Annotated in this window: 15 protein-coding genes; 11 read left to right on the top strand and 4 right to left on the bottom strand. The window is 74.9% G+C overall.

The window, feature by feature from the left end; genetic code table 11:
- Nucleotides 1–34: 34 nt before the first annotated feature.
- Genes ACFWOG_RS16470 through ACFWOG_RS16455 form a run of 4 tightly spaced genes read right to left on the bottom strand, consistent with a single transcriptional unit; the run spans nt 35 to nt 4,872 of the window.
- A complete protein-coding gene (locus tag ACFWOG_RS16470; RefSeq protein ID WP_329951564.1) occupies nt 35–1,156 on the bottom strand; it encodes a hypothetical protein in 1,122 nt (373 codons plus the stop codon).
- The gene (locus tag ACFWOG_RS16465) at nt 1,143–2,990 is read right to left on the bottom strand and encodes a B12-binding domain-containing radical SAM protein (protein ID WP_329951565.1); all 1,848 of its coding nucleotides are present in this window, start codon (nt 2,988–2,990) and stop codon (nt 1,143–1,145) included. The genes ACFWOG_RS16470 and ACFWOG_RS16465 overlap by 14 nt, the downstream gene beginning before the upstream one ends.
- Nucleotides 2,991–3,003: 13 nt before the next feature.
- A complete protein-coding gene (locus ACFWOG_RS16460) occupies nt 3,004–3,297 on the bottom strand; it encodes a phosphopantetheine-binding protein (RefSeq protein WP_329878935.1) in 294 nt (97 codons plus the stop codon).
- A 33-nt stretch (nt 3,298–3,330) separates the two neighbouring features.
- Nucleotides 3,331–4,872 carry an alkaline phosphatase family protein gene (locus ACFWOG_RS16455; protein ID WP_380358948.1) on the bottom strand — a complete coding sequence of 514 codons (1,542 nt, stop codon included), beginning with the start codon at nt 4,870–4,872 and terminating at the stop codon, nt 3,331–3,333.
- A 621-nt stretch (nt 4,873–5,493) separates the two neighbouring features.
- Between ACFWOG_RS16455 and ACFWOG_RS16450 the strand changes: the two genes are divergently transcribed.
- From ACFWOG_RS16450 to ACFWOG_RS16400, 11 genes are all read left to right on the top strand, one after another.
- The gene (locus ACFWOG_RS16450) at nt 5,494–6,423 is read left to right on the top strand and encodes a glycosyltransferase family 2 protein (protein ID WP_329951567.1); all 930 of its coding nucleotides are present in this window, start codon (nt 5,494–5,496) and stop codon (nt 6,421–6,423) included.
- Nucleotides 6,420–7,238, top strand: coding sequence for a PIG-L deacetylase family protein (locus ACFWOG_RS16445; RefSeq protein ID WP_380358945.1), 819 nt, complete (start codon nt 6,420–6,422; stop codon nt 7,236–7,238). The genes ACFWOG_RS16450 and ACFWOG_RS16445 overlap by 4 nt, the downstream gene beginning before the upstream one ends.
- A gap of 60 nt (nt 7,239–7,298) precedes the next feature.
- Entirely contained in the window at nt 7,299–8,411 is a 1,113-nt protein-coding gene (locus tag ACFWOG_RS16440) for a radical SAM protein (protein ID WP_355405797.1), read from the top strand.
- On the top strand, nt 8,404–10,770 hold the full coding sequence (locus tag ACFWOG_RS16435) for an AMP-binding protein (RefSeq protein ID WP_380358941.1): 2,367 nt from the start codon (nt 8,404–8,406) through the stop codon (nt 10,768–10,770). Before ACFWOG_RS16440 ends, ACFWOG_RS16435 begins: the two co-directional genes overlap by 8 nt.
- Nucleotides 10,770–11,543, top strand: a complete 774-nt coding sequence (locus ACFWOG_RS16430) for an SDR family oxidoreductase (RefSeq protein WP_380358938.1) — start codon at nt 10,770–10,772, stop codon at nt 11,541–11,543. The genes ACFWOG_RS16435 and ACFWOG_RS16430 overlap by 1 nt, the downstream gene beginning before the upstream one ends.
- Nucleotides 11,540–12,823 carry a Gfo/Idh/MocA family protein gene (locus ACFWOG_RS16425; protein ID WP_380358935.1) on the top strand — a complete coding sequence of 428 codons (1,284 nt, stop codon included), beginning with the start codon at nt 11,540–11,542 and terminating at the stop codon, nt 12,821–12,823. Before ACFWOG_RS16430 ends, ACFWOG_RS16425 begins: the two co-directional genes overlap by 4 nt.
- The gene (locus ACFWOG_RS16420) at nt 12,823–14,058 is read left to right on the top strand and encodes an LLM class flavin-dependent oxidoreductase (RefSeq protein WP_329878927.1); all 1,236 of its coding nucleotides are present in this window, start codon (nt 12,823–12,825) and stop codon (nt 14,056–14,058) included. Before ACFWOG_RS16425 ends, ACFWOG_RS16420 begins: the two co-directional genes overlap by 1 nt.
- Nucleotides 14,059–14,101: 43 nt before the next feature.
- Complete coding sequence (locus ACFWOG_RS16415) at nt 14,102–15,055, top strand: transglutaminase domain-containing protein (protein ID WP_329951572.1); 954 nt, start codon at nt 14,102–14,104, stop codon at nt 15,053–15,055.
- A 159-nt stretch (nt 15,056–15,214) separates the two neighbouring features.
- Complete coding sequence (locus ACFWOG_RS16410; RefSeq protein ID WP_329951573.1) at nt 15,215–15,583, top strand: MmcQ/YjbR family DNA-binding protein; 369 nt, start codon at nt 15,215–15,217, stop codon at nt 15,581–15,583.
- 68 nt (nt 15,584–15,651) lie between these two features.
- A complete protein-coding gene (locus tag ACFWOG_RS16405; RefSeq protein WP_329878924.1) occupies nt 15,652–16,047 on the top strand; it encodes a VOC family protein in 396 nt (131 codons plus the stop codon).
- Nucleotides 16,048–16,075: 28 nt separating this feature from the next.
- Nucleotides 16,076–16,679: ROK family protein (locus ACFWOG_RS16400; RefSeq protein ID WP_380358930.1), on the top strand; the 604-nt coding region annotated here is incomplete at its 3' end.

Raw genomic sequence — 16,679 nt, 5'->3', positions numbered from 1 at the left:
GTGCGTGGTGCGTGGCGCGTGGTGTGTGGTGCGGTCAGCCGGTGAGGGCACCGTACAGCTCCAGCGGGCTGGCGCGCCGCAGGTCGACGTCGGCCGGCAGGTCCAGCCCCAGCTCCTCCTCCAGCAGGATGGCCAGCTCGATCATGCGGGCGGAGTCCACCAGCAGCTGGATGCCCAGCGGGACCTCCGGATCCAGCTCGACCCCCTCCACCCCGAGTCCGGCCACCAGGGCGGAGAGGAACTCCGCGAGGCTGTACGGACTCGACGTAGCTTCACCCATGGTCGGGGTGTCCTCTCGGTCGGGACCCGGTCGCCGCGCGCCCGCGGGCCGGCCCGGGGCACGCAGCGGAAGGTCCTGGACGTAGGGCAGGCCGAGCCGCAGGGCGGTCTCGGCCTTGGCCAGCTCGCCGCCGAGGTAGCCGGCGTGGGCCGGTTCGGCGACCACTCCGGCGCTCAGCAGCCCCAGCAGCATCGACTCGGCGCGGACGCCGGTCATCTCGTGCCGGGGGGTCAGGTCGTTGTCGTAGTGCCGCAGGACGATCCGCCGGGCGAGCAGGTCGAGGCCGATCACCACGAATCCGTCCAGCGCCCGGCTGATGCCCACCCGCCGGCCGCCGGGCCGCAGCCGCCGGAAGGCCGGCCGGGTGCTCGCGGGGCCGCCGTCGGCGCCCTCCCCGGGGCCCGCCGTGTCGTCGTCCGCGTCCGGGACGGCGGGGGCGGGCGCGGAGGCGGTGCGCGCCGACAGGTCGGCGATCACCCGGCGCAGCACCGCCGGGTCGCACTCGCCCCGGGCGTCCACCAGCTCGATCTGGGCGCGCACCTGCGCGACCTCGCGCAGCGCGACGCCGCGCAGCACCGGCAGGTAGCCCGCCGCCCCGCGGATCAGGCGCTGCTCGGCGTCGACCCCCTCGCGGAAGAGCGCGACGAGGCTCTGCCCGGCCAGGAAGCGCGGTGAGTCCCGTCCGCAGACGACCAGGCCGCGGATCGAGGGCCGGTGCGCGATGGTGCGCACCAGCTGCTCGATCCCGAGGTTGGCGGTCATCAGCGTCCCGACGATGGCCACGTCCGGCAGCCCGGAGAGCGGTTCGAGGAGCTCCCGGCTGCTGAGGCTGCACACCGCGATCCGGCCGGCCGCGGCGGGCTCACCAGGTGGCACCGCTGCCCTCGCCGCTGTAGCTGCGCGGCAGCCCGCCGGGCCCGAAGCTGGGCAGGGTGGAGCTGATCTCCATGACGCGGGCGCCCAGCCGGGTGAGCCGCTTGCCGACCCGCAGCTGTTCGGAGCGGAGCCGGTCGAGCCGGTCGCGGAAGTACTCCTCGACGTCCACGACCTGGACCTCCTGCTTGTCCCGGTCGAGGGAGTCGTTCATCACGGCCTCCAGGTTGGACATGAAGAAGCCGTAGTTGAACTGGCCCATCTCCTGGCGGATCTCGTGCACCGTGGCCTTGAAGTCCTCCATCACCTCGTCGACGCCGGGCAGTCCGCCGAAGCGCCGGTGCAGCCGGGAGATGAAGGTCTGCATCACCACGTTGTAGGTCTCGAACTCGAAGACCGCGGACTGGTCGGTGATGACCCCGCGCTGGTGGTAGTCGTCGTTGTTGTAGAGCCTGGCGAAGTGCTTGGCCAGCAGGCCGACCCGCTCGTCGGCGAAGTCGTAGCCGTACGGGTCGAGGTTCTTCTGGTAGCTGTCCCAGAGCAGGCCCTCGCCCTCGATCCGGCGGACGATCGCGGTGCCCGGGTAGATCTCCAGCCGCTCGGTCATCCGGCGCAGGTTGTGGCCGGAGTTGTCGCGCAGGAAGCGGGCGTTGGCGATCAGGGTGTCGAGGGTGGCGTAGGGGTGGAAGGGGATGAAGCCCATCGCCAGGTAGATGCCGTGCTCGCGCAGCATCCGGATGATGGTGACGTTGTCCTCGACGGTGGCCCGCTTCTCCCAGAGCAGCAGCTCCTCGGCGGTCCCGGCCTCGATGCCGACGTTGACCTTCTCCAGCCCGGAGGCGGTGAGCAGGTCGAGCAGGGCGTGGTCCTCGGGGGTGTCGCTCCAGTTCTCGGCCCGCATGCAGACGTTGTAGTAGATGTCGAGGCCCCGGTCGAGCATGCCTTGGGCGATGGCGGCGGCCCGCTTCTTGCCGACCCGCCCGCCGTCCGGGTCCTCGAAGGTCGAGTCGACGAAGTCGAACGTGCGGAACTGGTGGCGCTCGACGATCTGCGCCACCTCCTCGACGATCTGCTCCGGGCCGCGCCCGCGCCAGGCCTTGCCAGCCTGCACGCGGTTCTTCAGGTGCGGGGCCGAGCAGAAGGCGCAGTTGGCGACGCAGCCGCGGCTGGTGCTGACCCGGACGTACTCCAGCTTGTCGCCGTGCTGGCTGAGCTGGTCGCGGGCCGGGAAGGGCAGCACCTCCAGGTCGTGGATGAGCGGCCGGGCGGGGTTCTGGCGCAGGGCGCCGTCGGCGTCCCGGTAGCAGATGCCGGGGCAGTCGGTGAGCGCCTCGTCGAGGTACAGGCGCTGGACCAGGTCGAGGATGGTGGGCTCGCCCTCGCCGACGGCGACGAGGTCCGTGTAGGGGTTGTTGCGCAGCACGTCGAGCCCGGCGAACGTGCCGGCCGGGCCGCCGCAGGCGATCGGGGTGTCGGGCAGGGCCTCCTTGAGCTGCCGGCAGAGGCTGACGCAGCTGGTGAGGTTGAGGCTCATGAGGGTGAAGCAGACGAGGTCGGGACGGTACGCGCGCAGGTGCTCGACGGTGGCGGCGTGCGCGTCCTCGTCGTGGTCGACCTCGCGGATCTCGGCGGTGAAGCCGACGCTCCGCAGGACGCTGGTCATGTAGGCGACCCCGAGGTGCTCGGGGGACATCACGAGGTCGCCGTCGAGCAGGATCAGGAAGCTGACCTTGAAGCGTCCGGGGTCGGTGATGCGCGGGTCGAGGGCGATGGCGAACTCGCCGGGCTTCTTCCGCGGGGGTGCGGGGCTGAGGTCGATGTCGATGGGCTGTCGCATCGGATGCTCCCGGTCAGGCGCTGGTGCCGGCGGCGGTCCGGTCGCCCCGGAGCCGGTTGTCGACGTACTCGGCGAGCAGGTCGAGGTCGTCGATGAGCTTGATCGACAGGTCCTCGTCGGCGATCTCGACGCCGAACTCGCTCTCCACCCAGATGAGGAACTCGATGGTGTTGATGGAGTCGAGTCCCAGGGCCTCCACCAGTCCGCGGTCCGGGATGTCCGCGGGGGAGAGGGACAGCTCCAGCGAGTCGACGAGCACCTTGCGCAGCCGGGCCTTGGTGTCCTGTGTGTCCTGCGTGTCCTGCATGACGCTCATTCCTCCGTGGGTGTGGCCGGTCGCTCAGAGGTAACCCATCTCGCGGAGCCGGCTGCTGGTGTAGTCGTCCTCCTCCTCGGCGGCACGGTCGGCCGCTTCGGAGGGCGGTGCCGTGGCGCTGCGGGCCGCCACCCGGGGGTCGGGCCCGGGGACGGGCACGCCCTCGGTGAAGATCTCGGTGCGGGCGCGGCCGTCGACGTCGTCGGGCCAGGCGGCGCCCAGGTCGGCGAGCAGCGTGGGCAGGGTGTCGGCGAGCGGGACGCTGCGGTCCAGCCGGCCGGGGCGGGTGCGCGGCGAGCGGTGCGCCCAGATGCCCTGGTGCCGGTGGAGGCCGGTCTGGGCGCTGGGCTGCCAGAGCTCGCCGGTGAGGTCGGTGACGGGCAGGACGGATTCGTCGGCGGGCAGCAGGAGCAGGTCGGGGGCGCGTCCGCGCAGCGGGCCCGGGTAGGCCTCGGCACTGGGCAGGACGCTGCGGAAGACCCGGTCCCCGGTGGGGCCCTTGAGGTCCTCGAACAGCTCGACGACCTCGGCGGTCACCCGGTCCCGGTCGCGGGGTGCGACGGTGCCCCGGGCCTGCCGCGCCCGCAGGTTGAGGTTGAGGCCGTAGCTGCCGGGGACGGGCATGTAGACGGCGGTGCGGGCGAAGTCGATCCGCCGGCCGCCGGCGGCGAACCAGCTCGCGGAGCCGTCGGCGGGCGCGTCGCCCGGCTCGGTGGCGAGCAGGCCCGCGTCTTCGAGGATCCGGTGCACGGCGAGCCCGTACCGGCCCTGGCCGAGGCCGTGGTCGGAGACCAGTGTCACCACGGTGTCCTCGTCGACCAGGTCGAGCAGCTCGCCGACGGCGGTGTCCAGGGCGCGGTGGATGCGGGTGTTGGCGAGCTCCCAGCCGGTGCCGGACGGGGCCGGCTCGTGCCGGGGGTGGGTGGTGTCCTCGTAGTGCCAGTAGTGGTGGCCGACCCGGTCGGCCTCGGTCAGGACGACCATCACCACGTCGGTGGGCCGGGTGGTCATCAGGTGCCGCACCGACCGCACCCGGGCCTCGACGTTGCGCTCCGCCTGCTCCAGGTAGCCGAGGTCGCCCCGGAACATGGTGGCCAGGTCGGACTGGAAGTGGGCTTTGGCGGCGGCGAGTTCACGCAGCAGGGAGTCCGGACGGCAGTGCCGCAGGGTCCGTTCGAGCGGCCAGGTGATCTGGTAGCCGGGCAGGTCGGCGGGCGGGTGCGACATCGGGATGTTGATCAGCCCGAGGGTGTACTCCTGGGCGGCCAGCCAGTCCCAGGCGGAGGAGCGGCCGAGGTCGCCGGCCTGGGTCACCCGGGCCCGGTAGTCCGGCTCCTGGGTGTCGTAGAACTGGTAGATGCTGTGCTTGCCGGGCTGACCCGCCGTCACGAAGGTGCTCCACCCGGGTGCGGTGTGGGCGGGCCAGGTGCAGGTGGTCCGGCCGACGGCGGAGGTGCGGAGCAGTCCCGCGATGTTCGGGAGCAGGCCCCGCTCGATCAGCGGGTCGATGACGTCGAAGGTTCCCCCGTCGATTCCGATGACGAGGGCACGGGGCGTGGGTGGCACGGGGGTTCGCCTCCAGCTGTGGGCAGCACCTGCGTTCCGGGTCCGGAGCTTCGCGCTGCCTGGGGATCCGCCCGGAGGGGGGAGTGCGGGGGTGGGGGCCGGTCTCCGCCGACGCACGGGTGCGCCGGCCACCGGCGGTCCGGGGCCGACCGCAACACTACGCATTTCTCCGGGATATTGGTACACGGCAGGACGGCCGAATTCCGGTGATCTCCCATTCGCCCCAGCCACCACAATTGACCACGGGTCACCGGGTGTTCCCGCCGGAAGCGGAATTTCGATCAACGGGGCGGGGCGGCGGGACCCGGCCGCGGGGCGGCCGGAACGGATCGGTCGGCCCCGGATGATCCTTACCGCGGGCCGTCGGCGGGGCCCGCGAGTATGTGAGGATTCCGTTCCGCCGGTTGACTTCGCCGGGCATCCCGGTAGAGCCTCTCAGGGCGGGCCGTTCGCTGAGGAATGAAGTGCCGACGGCTGTTCCCACGTATCTTCACGTATCTTCACGCACTGATCCCACCCGTATTCCGGCAGTGCGTCCCGTCCGGGTTCCCGGCGTTCCGTACCGGTGACCGGGGTGTGACGGGCCATGCCGATCGCCTCGCACGCGGAAGGGCCGACCCGATGCACTTACGCACGCGCTCCGCACCGGCCGGACCGGCCGTGGTCGTCCCCACCCGGGGCGACCACGAGCGGCTGCGGGTGACACTCGCCTGCCTGGCCGTGCAGAGCGCAGCACCCGGCCACGAGGTGATCGTGGTCGACGACAACGACGCGGGCGGGGCCGCCGCCGAGGGCCTCGCCGGTGTGCTCGGACAGGCGCGTGACTGGCTGCCGCTGCGGGTGGTGCCGGGCCCCGGCCGGGGTCGGGCCGCCGCCCGCAACGCCGGTGCGGCGGCGGCCGACGGGGCCGGCTGGCTGGTCTTCCTGGACGCCGACGTGATCGTCGGCCCGCACTTCCTCGCGGCGTACGCCGGGGCGGCCGAACCCGGCTGCTTCCTGCACGGCAGGATGCGTGAACTTCCGACCGCGGCGCGGTTGTTGGCGGAGGTGGCGGATGCCCCGCCGGCCGTCGTCCGGGAACTCGTGGCCGGTCTCGCCGACCCCGGCGCACCGCCCGACCGCAACCCCCGGCGCCGGACCGTGGCCAACGCGCTGGAGCGCGCGGTCGAGGCGATGGAGGCCGGGGTGGTGCCCGACGTCGCCCCGTGGCTCGGCCTGGTCGGCGCCAACTCCGCCGTGGAGCGCGAACTCTGGCGGCGGGCGGGCGGATTCGACGAGGAGTTCGGCCGGCTCTGGGGCTGCGAGGACCTCGAACTCGGGCTCCGGCTGTACGACCTGGGGGCGCGCCGGAGGCTGGTGCCCGAGGCCGGCGGCGTCCACCTCAGCCACGCCCGGCCGGACCGCTGGGACCAGCACGACCGCAACCTCGCCCGCTTCTCCGACCTGCACCCCCGGCCCTCGGTCCGCGCCCTGGCCGCCCTGCTCGGCCCGGAGGGCAGCCCGGAGCGGTACGCCGCGGCCGTCCTCGCCGCGACGGCGGACGCGCCGTGACCGGGACGGACACGGCACTCCGGCACGTCGTCGTCTCACCGCACCCCGACGACGCGGTCTGGTCGCTCGGCGGCCGGCTCGCCCGCTGGACGGCGCTGGGCGTCGAGGTCACCGTCGTCACCGTCTTCGACACCGCGGACGGCGCCGCGGGCCACACCGCGGACACCTCCCCGGGCCACCGCGCGGCCCACCGCCCGGACGACTGGCGGCGGATCGCCGAACCCGCCACCCGCCGCCGCGAGGACCTCGCCGCGCTCGCCGCGCTCGGCGTCACCCGGGTGTCCCTGGGCCTCACCGACGCCGCCCTGCGCACCTCCGCCGGCCGGCCCCGCTACACCGCCGCCCCCCGGGTCCTCGGCCGGCCCCACCCCGACGACGGCCCGCTGCCCGACACCATCGCCGAGGCGCTGCGCCCCTGGTGCCCGCCCGGCACCCGGCTGCACGCCCCGCTCGCCGCCGGACGCCACGTGGACCACGCCCTGGTCCGCGCCGCCGCCGAACGGCTGGCCGTCCCCGGCACCGCCTGGTACGAGGACTTCCCCTACCCGCTGCGCCGTCGCGACCACGACGGACTGGTGGCCCGCTGCGAACCGCTCACCCCCGCCGACCTCGAACGCTGGCTGGCGGGCGCGGAGCACTACACCAGCCAGGCCCTGGCCCTCTTCGGGGGGCCGGGCCGCCTGCGCGAGGCGCTCGGCGCCCGGGCCCGCGGCCACGGCGCCGCCGCCGGACACCCGTACGCCGACCGCTACTGGCAGCGGCCCGGGCCGACGGAGGCGGGTGGCGCGCGGCAGACCCCTCGGCCACCCGCCTGACCCGCTCGTCCGGACCACCGCGCCCGCCCAGCCAGCCGACCGCGAAAGGACCGAGACCCCATGCCGTCCACCACGCCACTTCCCCTGATCGGCAACGACCTCGTCATCAACGAGGACTCCTGCAACCTGAGTTGCACCTACTGCCTGACCGGGCAGAGCAACCTCAAGGAGGGCCACTCCCTCAAGCTCATCTTCGACCCGCCCAAGCGCGACGACTACTCGCCGACCACCGACCTCGGGCGGCGCATCAACACCGTGGCCGGCCGGTTGCACGGCCGCTTCGACCTGCCGCTGCTCAAGGTGACCGGCGGTGAGATCTTCCTGGTCCGCGGCATCATGGACTTCCTGGAGGAGCAGTCCGCCCACTACGAGGTCCTGGTCATCCAGACCAACGGCGTCCTGGTCAACGAGGAGCAGCTGGCACGGCTGCGCTCCTTCGGCAACGTCGTCCTCCAGATCTCGCTGGACAGTCACCTGTACACCGGCAACAGCTACCGGGTGCAGTCCGAGTCCCTGCACGCCAAGGTGCTCCGCACGATCGGCCGGATCCTGGAATCCGGCCTGCCGGTGGAGATCTACGGGGTCCTCAACGACCGCAGCATCACCGAGCTGTGCGAGTTCGCGGGCTGGCTCGGAGGCTTCGACAACCCGCCCACCTTCTTCCCGTTCCCGGTGCGCGGCCCGGACTCCGAGACCTTCAAGGTCCGGCCGGACCAGATCGGCCACATCGAGGAACTCGTCCGGCGCTACGACGAGTTCGCCCACATCCTGCCGCCGCGTCCGTACTTCGACCGGCTGCTCAGCTTCTACCGCGAGGGCAAGCGGACCTTCCGCTGCCACCTGCCCCGGCTGGTCGTCTCCACCTTCAGCGACGGGGTGGTCACCCCCTGCCCCAACATCTGGTTCTCCGACATGGGCAACGTGCTGTCCGACGAGGCCGAGGGCGTCCTCGACAAGCTCGGCTCCAGCGGCCTCTACCAGGCGCTGCTCGCCCCCCGGCCGCGGCTGAGCGCCTGCCACGGCTGCTTCACCCCGTGGGACACCCTGTCGATGTACTTCGAGAGCGAGATCACCCTCGACGAACTGTGCACCGCCCCCACCTACGCCCCGCCCCGGATCCGCGGCATGATCGAGCAGGCCAAGGCCGACTACCTGGCGGGCGCCGATGTCTGACGCCGCAGGGTCCGGCCCGCAGACGCTGCTCGGCGCCGTCGGCCGGCTCGACCCCGACCGGGAGGTGCTGCCGGGCCTGACCGCCGGCGCCCTCCTGGCCGCGGCCGGGGCCGCCGCGGACGCGCTCGCCGCCGAGGGCGTCGAGGGCGAGGCGGTGGTCCTGCGGCAGCCCAACGAACCCGCCTGGGTGACCGCCTTCCTGGCCCTGCTGGCGGCCGGCGCCCACCCGCTCCCGGTCGCCCCCGACACGCCGGACGCCGAGGTCGCCCGGCTGCTCGCCGCCGCCGGCGGCGGCCGGGTCCTGGACGCGGCCGGCCTGCGGCCGACCGGTACGCCCGGCCGGAAGTCCGGGGACGCCCCCGCGGTGCTGCTGCCCACCTCGGGGTCGACCGGTGCGCCCAAGCTGGTGCGGCGCTCCGAGGCGAGCTGGCTCTCCGAGGCCCGCCGCTACCGTGACGGGGTCGGCCTCACCGCGCGGGACACCCTGCTGCTGCCGGTCCCGCTCTCCCACGCGTACGCGCTCGGCTGGCTCTGCGGCGGCCTGCTCACCGGGGCGGCCCTGCGGCCCGTCCCGCCCACCGCGCTCGGCCGGGTGGGCCGTGAACTCGCGGACGGCGCCACCGTGGTGGCCCTGGTACCCGCCACCGCCCGGCTGCTCGCCACCCGCCGCCGGCTGAAGGCCCGGCGGGCCGCCCCGGAGGACCCGCCGCCCGCCCCGGCGCTGCGGATCGCCATGGTCGGCGCGGGCCCGGTCGACGCCGCGCTCGACGCCCTGTTCCGCGAGGCCTACGGGATCGGACTGGCCCGCAACTACGGTTCCACCGAGCTCGGTGCCGTCCTCGCCGGGCCGGCCGGGCTCGCCCCGCTCGACAGCGGCTCCCCGCTGCCCGGCGTCACCGTCCGGCTCGTCGACCGCGCCACCGGCGCCGAGACGCCGGACGGTCCGGGGCTGCTCCGGATCCGCACCGACGCGCTCGCCGACTGGCACGACACCGGTGACCTGGCCCGGCGCCAGGGGAACACCCTGCGCGTCCTCGGCCGCGAGGGCACCGCCGTGCGGCGCGGCGGACGCTGGGTGGCCCCGTTGGAGATCGAGGCGGTGCTCCGCGGCCACGACGGCGTACGGGAGGTCCGGGTCGGAGCGCGGCGCCGCGCCCACGAGGGCGAGGACGGCATCGTCGCCGAGATCGTGGTCGCCACCGGCGGGCCGGACGAGAAGGAGCTGCGCGCGTACGCCGAGCAGCACCTCGCCCCGTACAAGGTCCCCGACACCTTCCTCCTGCGGGCCGCGCTGCCGCGGACCGCCGCCGGGAAGGCCGCCGCCGCGCCCCGCTACCGGCTCACCCCGCGCGCGCTCGCCGCCGCCCGGGCCTACAAGGCCTCCGAACTGCTCTTCGCCCTGCACCGGTTGGGGCTGCTCGACGCGCTCTCCGACGGGACCGGGCTCGCCGAACTCAGTGCCGGGTCGGGCTGCGACCCGCGCGCCCTGGAACTGCTGCTGGACACCGCGACCGCGCTCGGCCTGCTCGACGCCGGGCCCGCGACGGCGCCCGCCACCGGGCCCGCCGCGGACCCCGCCACCGGGCCGGACCCGGCCGGGCCGCGCGTCCGGGCCGCCGAGCTGATCGCCTTCGTGGAGCTGGAGGAACGCCTCTCCCGCGACCTCGTCACCCGCGAGACCCTGGCGGCCGTCGCCCGCGCCGGCCTCGCCGGGCGCGACTTCGACCGCCGCTCCGCCGCCGACCCGGCGCACACCGCGCTGGTCCGGGCCTACCAGGGCGCCATGGGCGGGCCGGCGGCCCACGCCCGCACCGCCCTCGGACTCCGGCTGCTCCGCCCGCGCCCCGGCGCGCGGCTGGTGGAGGTCACCGCCGGCGCGGGCCGCTACCTGGAGCGCCTGCTCGCCGCCGACCCCACCGCCACCGGCCACCTCTGGCAGGCGGGCCGGCTCGCAGGACCGCCCTCGCCGGCGGTCGTCGAGGCCGTCGAGGCGGGGCGGGTCACCGTCGGGCCGCATCCGCCGCGCGGCGGGGCGGACCTCTGCGTCGTCGCCAACGCCGTGCACGACCCCGCCTCGGGCGCGCGGCTCACCGAACTGCTGGAGACCCTGCGGCCCGGCGGGAGGCTGCTCGTCGACGACGTGTTCCTGCCGTCCGCCGGCGATCCCGCGACCGCCGCCGCGCCCGACCTGGCCGGCGGCGCCGAACTCGCCCTCGACTGGCTGACCCACGGCGGCACCGACTGGCCCACCATCGACGCGCTCGCCGCCGGGCTGGCCGAAGCGGGCGCCGACGTCGTCCGCAGGCTGCCGTTCGAGGGCTCCCCCTGTCATCTCGTCATCGTGAAGGAGGCCGACTGATGGGCGAATCCTCCGCCCGCATCGCGGACAGCATGGGACAGCACGGCCGGGTGGCCGTGGTCTCCGGAGCCTCCGGGGACATCGGCCGGGTCGTGGCCCGCCACCTCGCCGACCTGGGGGCCACCGTGGTCGCCGGCTACCACCACGGCGAGGAGCGGGTGCAGAAGCTCGCCGCCGAGATCGCCGAGACCGGCGGCACGTTCGTCCCCGTCCAGGCCGACCTGGCCACCCCGGACGGCCCCGCCCGGCTGGCCGGCACCGCCCTCGACCGGTTCGGCCGGATCGACGGCCTGGTGGCCGCCGCCGGGCTGCGCACCCGCCGTCTCGCGATGGCCACCGACGCCGCCGCGCTGGAGACCCTGCTCCAGGTCAACCTGGCCGGTTCGATCAACCTCGCCAAGGCGTGCCTGCGGCCGATGATGCGGGCCCGGTACGGACGCATCGTGCTGTTCGGCTCCCGGGCCGGCACCAGCGGCCTGCCCGGCCACAGCGCCTACGCCGCCACCAAGGGGGCCCTCCAGCCGTGGGCCGCCTCGCTGGCCGGTGAGGTCGGCAAGCACGGCATCACCGTCAACGTGGTGGCACCGGGGGCGATCCGGGCCGAGGTCATGGACTTCTCGCCGGAGGAGCGCGACCTCGTCCTCAAGTTCATCGGCGCCGGCCGGCTCGGCGAGCCCGAGGAGGTCGCCGCCGCGGTGGCGTTCCTGCTCTCCCCGGGGGCCTCCTACGTCAGCGGCAACACCCTCGTGGTGGACGGCGGTGCGCGCTTTTGAGCACCGCCCCGGGCGCCGGCACCACTCCCGGCACCGGCGCCGCACCGCTGCGCACCGCCGTCCTGGGTGCCGGCTGGGTGGCCCGCGAGGTCTGGGTGCCGCTGCTGGAGGCGCACCCGGCGTTCGAGGTGGCCGCCGTGGTGGACGCCGACCCGGAGGCGGCCCGCGCGGTCGCCCCGGCCGGCCGCGCCGTGCCGGTCGCCGCACGGCCGGAGGAACTGGCGGACGTCCCGCTGGACGCCGCCGTCGTGGCGCTGCCCAACCACCTTCACGTCCCGGCGGCCCGGGTGCTGCTGCGGCGCGGGGTCCCGGTGTTCGTGGAGAAGCCGGTCTGCCGGACGGGCGAGGAGGCCCGGGCGCTGCGCGCCGCGACCGCGCCCGGCGCGGGGGTGCACGCGTGGAGCGCGGCCCGCCACCGCGGCGACGTCCGGGCGCTGGCGGCCCTGCTGCCGGACCTCGGCGAGATCCGCGCTCTCGGCCTCAACTGGACCAGGGCGGCGGGGATCCCGCAGCGCGACGGCTGGTTCACCGACCGCCGGCTGGCCGGCGGGGGTGCGCTGCTCGACCTCGGCTGGCACCTGCTGGACGTCGGGTTCGACCTGCTCGGCTGGCCCGACGTCGCGCGGGCCCTGGGCAGCCTCTCCGGCGACTGGCTGGGGCGGGCCGAGGGAGCGGCCGACTGGAGCGCCCGCCCGGTCGCGCCCGGTGCCCCGTCCGGCCGGCCGCCGGGAGCCCCCGCCGAGCGGGTCGAGGACACCGCCCGCGGCTTCCTGCTCACCACGACCGGCGTGGCGGTCACCGTGGAGTCCCGGTGGGCCTCGCACCAGCCGCTGGACAGCACCGTGATCACCGTGGAGGGCTCCGAGGGCGTCGCCGTGCTGCGCGGCACCTTCGGCTTCAGCCCGCACCGCCTCGGCCGCTCCTCGCTCACCGTGCTGCGGCGCGGCCGGGAGGAGAGCGTCCCGCTGCCCGAGGAGCCGGTCGGCGCCGAGTACGGGCGCCAGGTCGACGAACTCGCCCGGCGGCTCGTCCGGGCCCGCTCCGACGGCCCGGGACCGGGCTCCGGTCCCGGCCCCGGGCCGGTGGCGGGAACGGGGCGAGCCCCCGACTCGCTCGCCGAGATCGCCGTCCTCGCGTCCTGCGTCGACCGGCTGTACGCGTCGGCCGGCCGCCCCGCCACCGACCGGGGACCCGCCGCCGACCCGGGACCCGCCACCGACCCGGGACCCGCCACCGCACCCCACCCCCGAACCGCCGACCTCCCGCACCGGAGCCGCTGATGAAAACCGCCTACTTCACCCACGTCTGGGGCCGTGAGAACCTCACCGTCCGGGACCGCTACGACGAGCTGTGGCGGGAGGTCGAGGCCGCCGACCGGCTGGGCTTCGACTACGCCTTCTCGGTGGAGCACCACTGCACCCCCCGGGAGAGCTGGATGTCCTCCCCGGTGGCGTTCGCCACCGGCGCCGCCCTGCGCACGGAGCGCATCCGGGTCGGGCCGATGGGCTGGGTGCCGCCGCTGCGCCACCCGCTGCACGTGGTCGAGGAGGTCGCCACCCTCGACCAACTCCTCGGGGGCCGGCTGGAGGTGGGGCTCGCCTCGGGCGTCAGCGACGAGCCGTTCCTGCCGTTCGGCGCCGACTTCGCCAGGCGCAAGGTGCTCAACCGCGAGTGCGCGGACCTGCTGCGCACCGCGTTCGCGGCCGAGGGGCCCTTCGACTTCGACGGTCCGGTGCACCGGATGCGCGACATCGAGCTGTCCTTCGGCGCCGTGCAGCGACCGCACCCGCCGATCTGGATCCCCACCGGCGACCGCGCGACGCTCCGCTACCTGGCGACGATCGGGGGCCACACCGCCTCGACGATGATCGTGCCGCGCGCGGCGACGGCCACGGTCTACCGCCACTTCGTCGACTGGTGGCGGGCGGGCGGCCGGACGGGGGAGCCGAACATCGGTTACTGGAGCCTGGTGCACGTGGCCGAGACCGACGCCGAGGCGGAGTCCCGGGCCGCGGACCAGGTCGTCGACGCCTTCGTCAACACCCTGCGCTACGGCTCGGTGAAGCGCTCCGGCACGCCGGCCGCGCCGGCCAGCAGGCTCAGCACCGCCGACATCCTGGCGGGCTGCCACGACTTCAAGTTCCTGCTGGACCAGAACCTCGTGTTCGTCGGCTCCCCGGAGACCGTGGCCGAGCGGATCCGGGCGGCGGCCCTGGAGGGCTGCTTCAACACGCTGTTCGGCGAGTTCGTGTTCGGTGACATCGCGGGCGCCGAGGCGATCCGGTCGATGGAGCTGTACGCGGAGGGCGTGCTGCCCCGGCTGGCGGACTTCTCCCCGTTCGCCGCGCAGGAGGCGGAGGCCGACGGGCCCGACGCGCCCGCCGGTGACCGGGCGGACGGCGGACCGCGGGAGCAGGGGCGGACGGCGGTCCCCGCCGCCGTCCCGGGCCCGTACAGCGCGGACGAACAGGACGAGGTCGCCGCGCGCCTCGAAGCCCTCGGCTACATCGACTGAACCCGAGCGACCCGACGATCCGAGCGACCCGGAGGAACCCCCGATGGCGACACCCGTCGGCAGCACGGCACGCGAACAGCACGTGCCGGAGCCCGCCGCCCTCGACGAGCTCGTCCGGCGGCTGCGGCAGGTGCCGGACCGGCAGCGGCGCTTCGCCGTCACCGCGACGGGCGCCCGCCGGCTGCACCGGATCCGGCCCGAGCTGCTCGCCGCCCTCACCACCGCCGGCGTCCCGTACGTCGGCGGGGGCGGCGATCGGCTCTACGACGGGTACGACCTCGGCAACACCGCCCTGCACCTCGGTCTGGTCTCGGTGCAGAGCCGCTCCATGCGGTCCTGGGCCAAGGCCCTGGAGACCGCGGCCCCGGCCGGCCCGGAAGGGAGCGGCCGGGGCTACCGGGTGGAGGTGGTCGCCGGGTGCCCGGCCCCCGGGCACCCGGGGCGGTGCGGGTACGGGGTGCTGACCGCCGCCGGGCGGCGGCGGGCCGAGGGCGGGCCGGTGGACGCCCGGCTGGCCGGGCTGCTCGTCCGGCCGGTCGCCTCCTGGCCCGAACTTCCTTCGAACATCAGGGAGTTGCTTGCCGAGGTGGAGGGCATCGGGTTCTTCCTGCTGCCCGAGGCGGTGCGCTGGGACCAGGAGTTCATGTGGCACACCCGGATGGCGGACTGCGGGGGTGCCGCCGCCTGGCTGGTCTCCGAGGGTGAACGGCGCGGGATGAGGACGCGGTTCTCCTTCGGGCTGCTGGTCGCCCAGCCCTACTCCACGCCGCACTGCTGGGCGGAGTTCCTGGTCGACGGCGTGTGGGTGCCGGTGGATCCGCTGCTCGTCCGGGCGCTGAACGACTGGGGCGGGCTGGACGCCCGGTCGTTCCCGCCCGACGGCCGGCCCGGCGCGCTCTTCCACCGGCTCTCCGACCGCTTCACCAAGGTGGTCAGCCACGCCGGCGTGTGGGCCCAGGTGTCGCTCCCCACCGAGCGGATCGAGGAGGGCGGTTGAACCGCCCGACCGGCCCTTGCAGGGGCGACAGTCGGTTTTCGGACATCTCCCCGCTACGGCCTGTGTCGTGGCCGTGACCACTCCGCGCACGGCCTAGGCTGGGCACTGACCCTGGAGCCGTGGGGCCCCAACTCTCTTTGGACGACGGAAGGATGGGGCATGACTCCGCAAGAGCTGTCCGACTTCGCGCTGGAACTCCCGGGCACCACCGACGACGAGGCGTTCGGCCCCGGCGCGACGGTGTTCAAGGTGGAGGGCAAGGTTTTCGCCATCCTCCAGGACGAGACGTCGGACCAGACGGCCCAGGTCACCCTCAAGTGCGAGCCGGACCTCGCGCTCCATCTGCGCGATCAGTACCCGGCCGTGGGACCCGGGTACCACGTCAACAAGCGCCACTGGAACACGGTCGTCCTCGACTCCACCGTCCCGGTCCCCGAAGTACGGGAGATGGTGGAGCACTCCTGGGACCGCGTCGTCGCGGGCATGCCCAAGGCGGCCCGCGACCGGCTCCGGCTGCAGCGCGGCTGAGGCCGGCCGGCGGTCCCGTTCCCGACCCGCACTGACCTGCACGAACCGAGCGAGAGAGAGCACTGCTCATGGCAGTCCCGAAGCTGACCCTGTTCGCGATCGTCGCTGACGACCTGGCCAAGTCCCTGGCGTTCTACCGCCGCCTCGGGCTCGACATCCCCGCCGAGGCGGACTCCGCGCCGCACGTCGAGGTGGTCCTCGACGGCGGTCTGAAGCTCGCCTGGGACTCGGTCGAGACCGTCCGCAGCTACGACGCGGAGTGGCAGGCGCCGACCGCCGGCAGCCACCGCTTCGCCGTCGCGTTCGAGTTCCCGGACGCGGCGTCCGTCGACGCCAAGTACAAGGAGCTGGTGGGCGCCGGTTACGTCGGCCACATCGAGCCCTGGGACGCGGTCTGGGGCCAGCACTACGCGATCGTCCTCGACCCGGACGGCAACGCCGTCGACCTGTACTCCGCGCTGTAGGACCGATCTCCCCACGGAGGCCCGGGTCGTGACACTGCTGGGGATCGACGTCGGCGGGACCAAGGTCGCCCTCGTGCTGGAACGCCCGGGCCTGCGCCGACCGGTGCACGCCCGCTTCGACTGGCCGCGCCCGGCCGACCGCCCGGCCGACCTCCGGGTCGGCCGGGAGGCCGATCTGGCGGCGCTCGCCGCGGCGGTCGTCCGGATCACCGGCGCGGCCGGTCCGGGCGCCGTCCGGTCGGCCGGGCTCGCCCTGCCGGCCACCGTCCGGGACGGCCGGCTCACCTCCTGGCCCTCCCGGCCCTCCTGGGCCGGGCTGCGGCTGGACACGGTGCTGGAGCGGGTCCTGCCGGGCGTCCCGGTCCGGTACGAGGACGACGGCAACCTCGCCGCGCTCGCCGAGGCCGCCCGCGGCGGCGTCCGTGACCTGGCCTACCTGGGGCTGGGGACGGGCGTCGGCGGCGGGATCGTGCTCGGCGGCCGGCTGCACACCGGCCCGTACGGCGGCGGGGGGGCCGGCGGGCCGCACGGGGGGGGGACCGCCGGGGGCCCCGGCGGGGGCGGGCGGGGGGGCCGGGGCCGCGGGCCGGCGCCCCGGGGCGCGGGCGGGGACACACCCCCCCCGGCGGCCC

Origin of the sequence: Kitasatospora sp. NPDC058406 (assembly GCF_042722765.1) — a bacterium.
GTDB lineage: Bacteria > Actinomycetota > Actinomycetes > Streptomycetales > Streptomycetaceae > Kitasatospora.
Note: the sequence above shows the minus strand (reverse complement) of the source record. Positions and strands in the feature narration are given on the sequence as shown.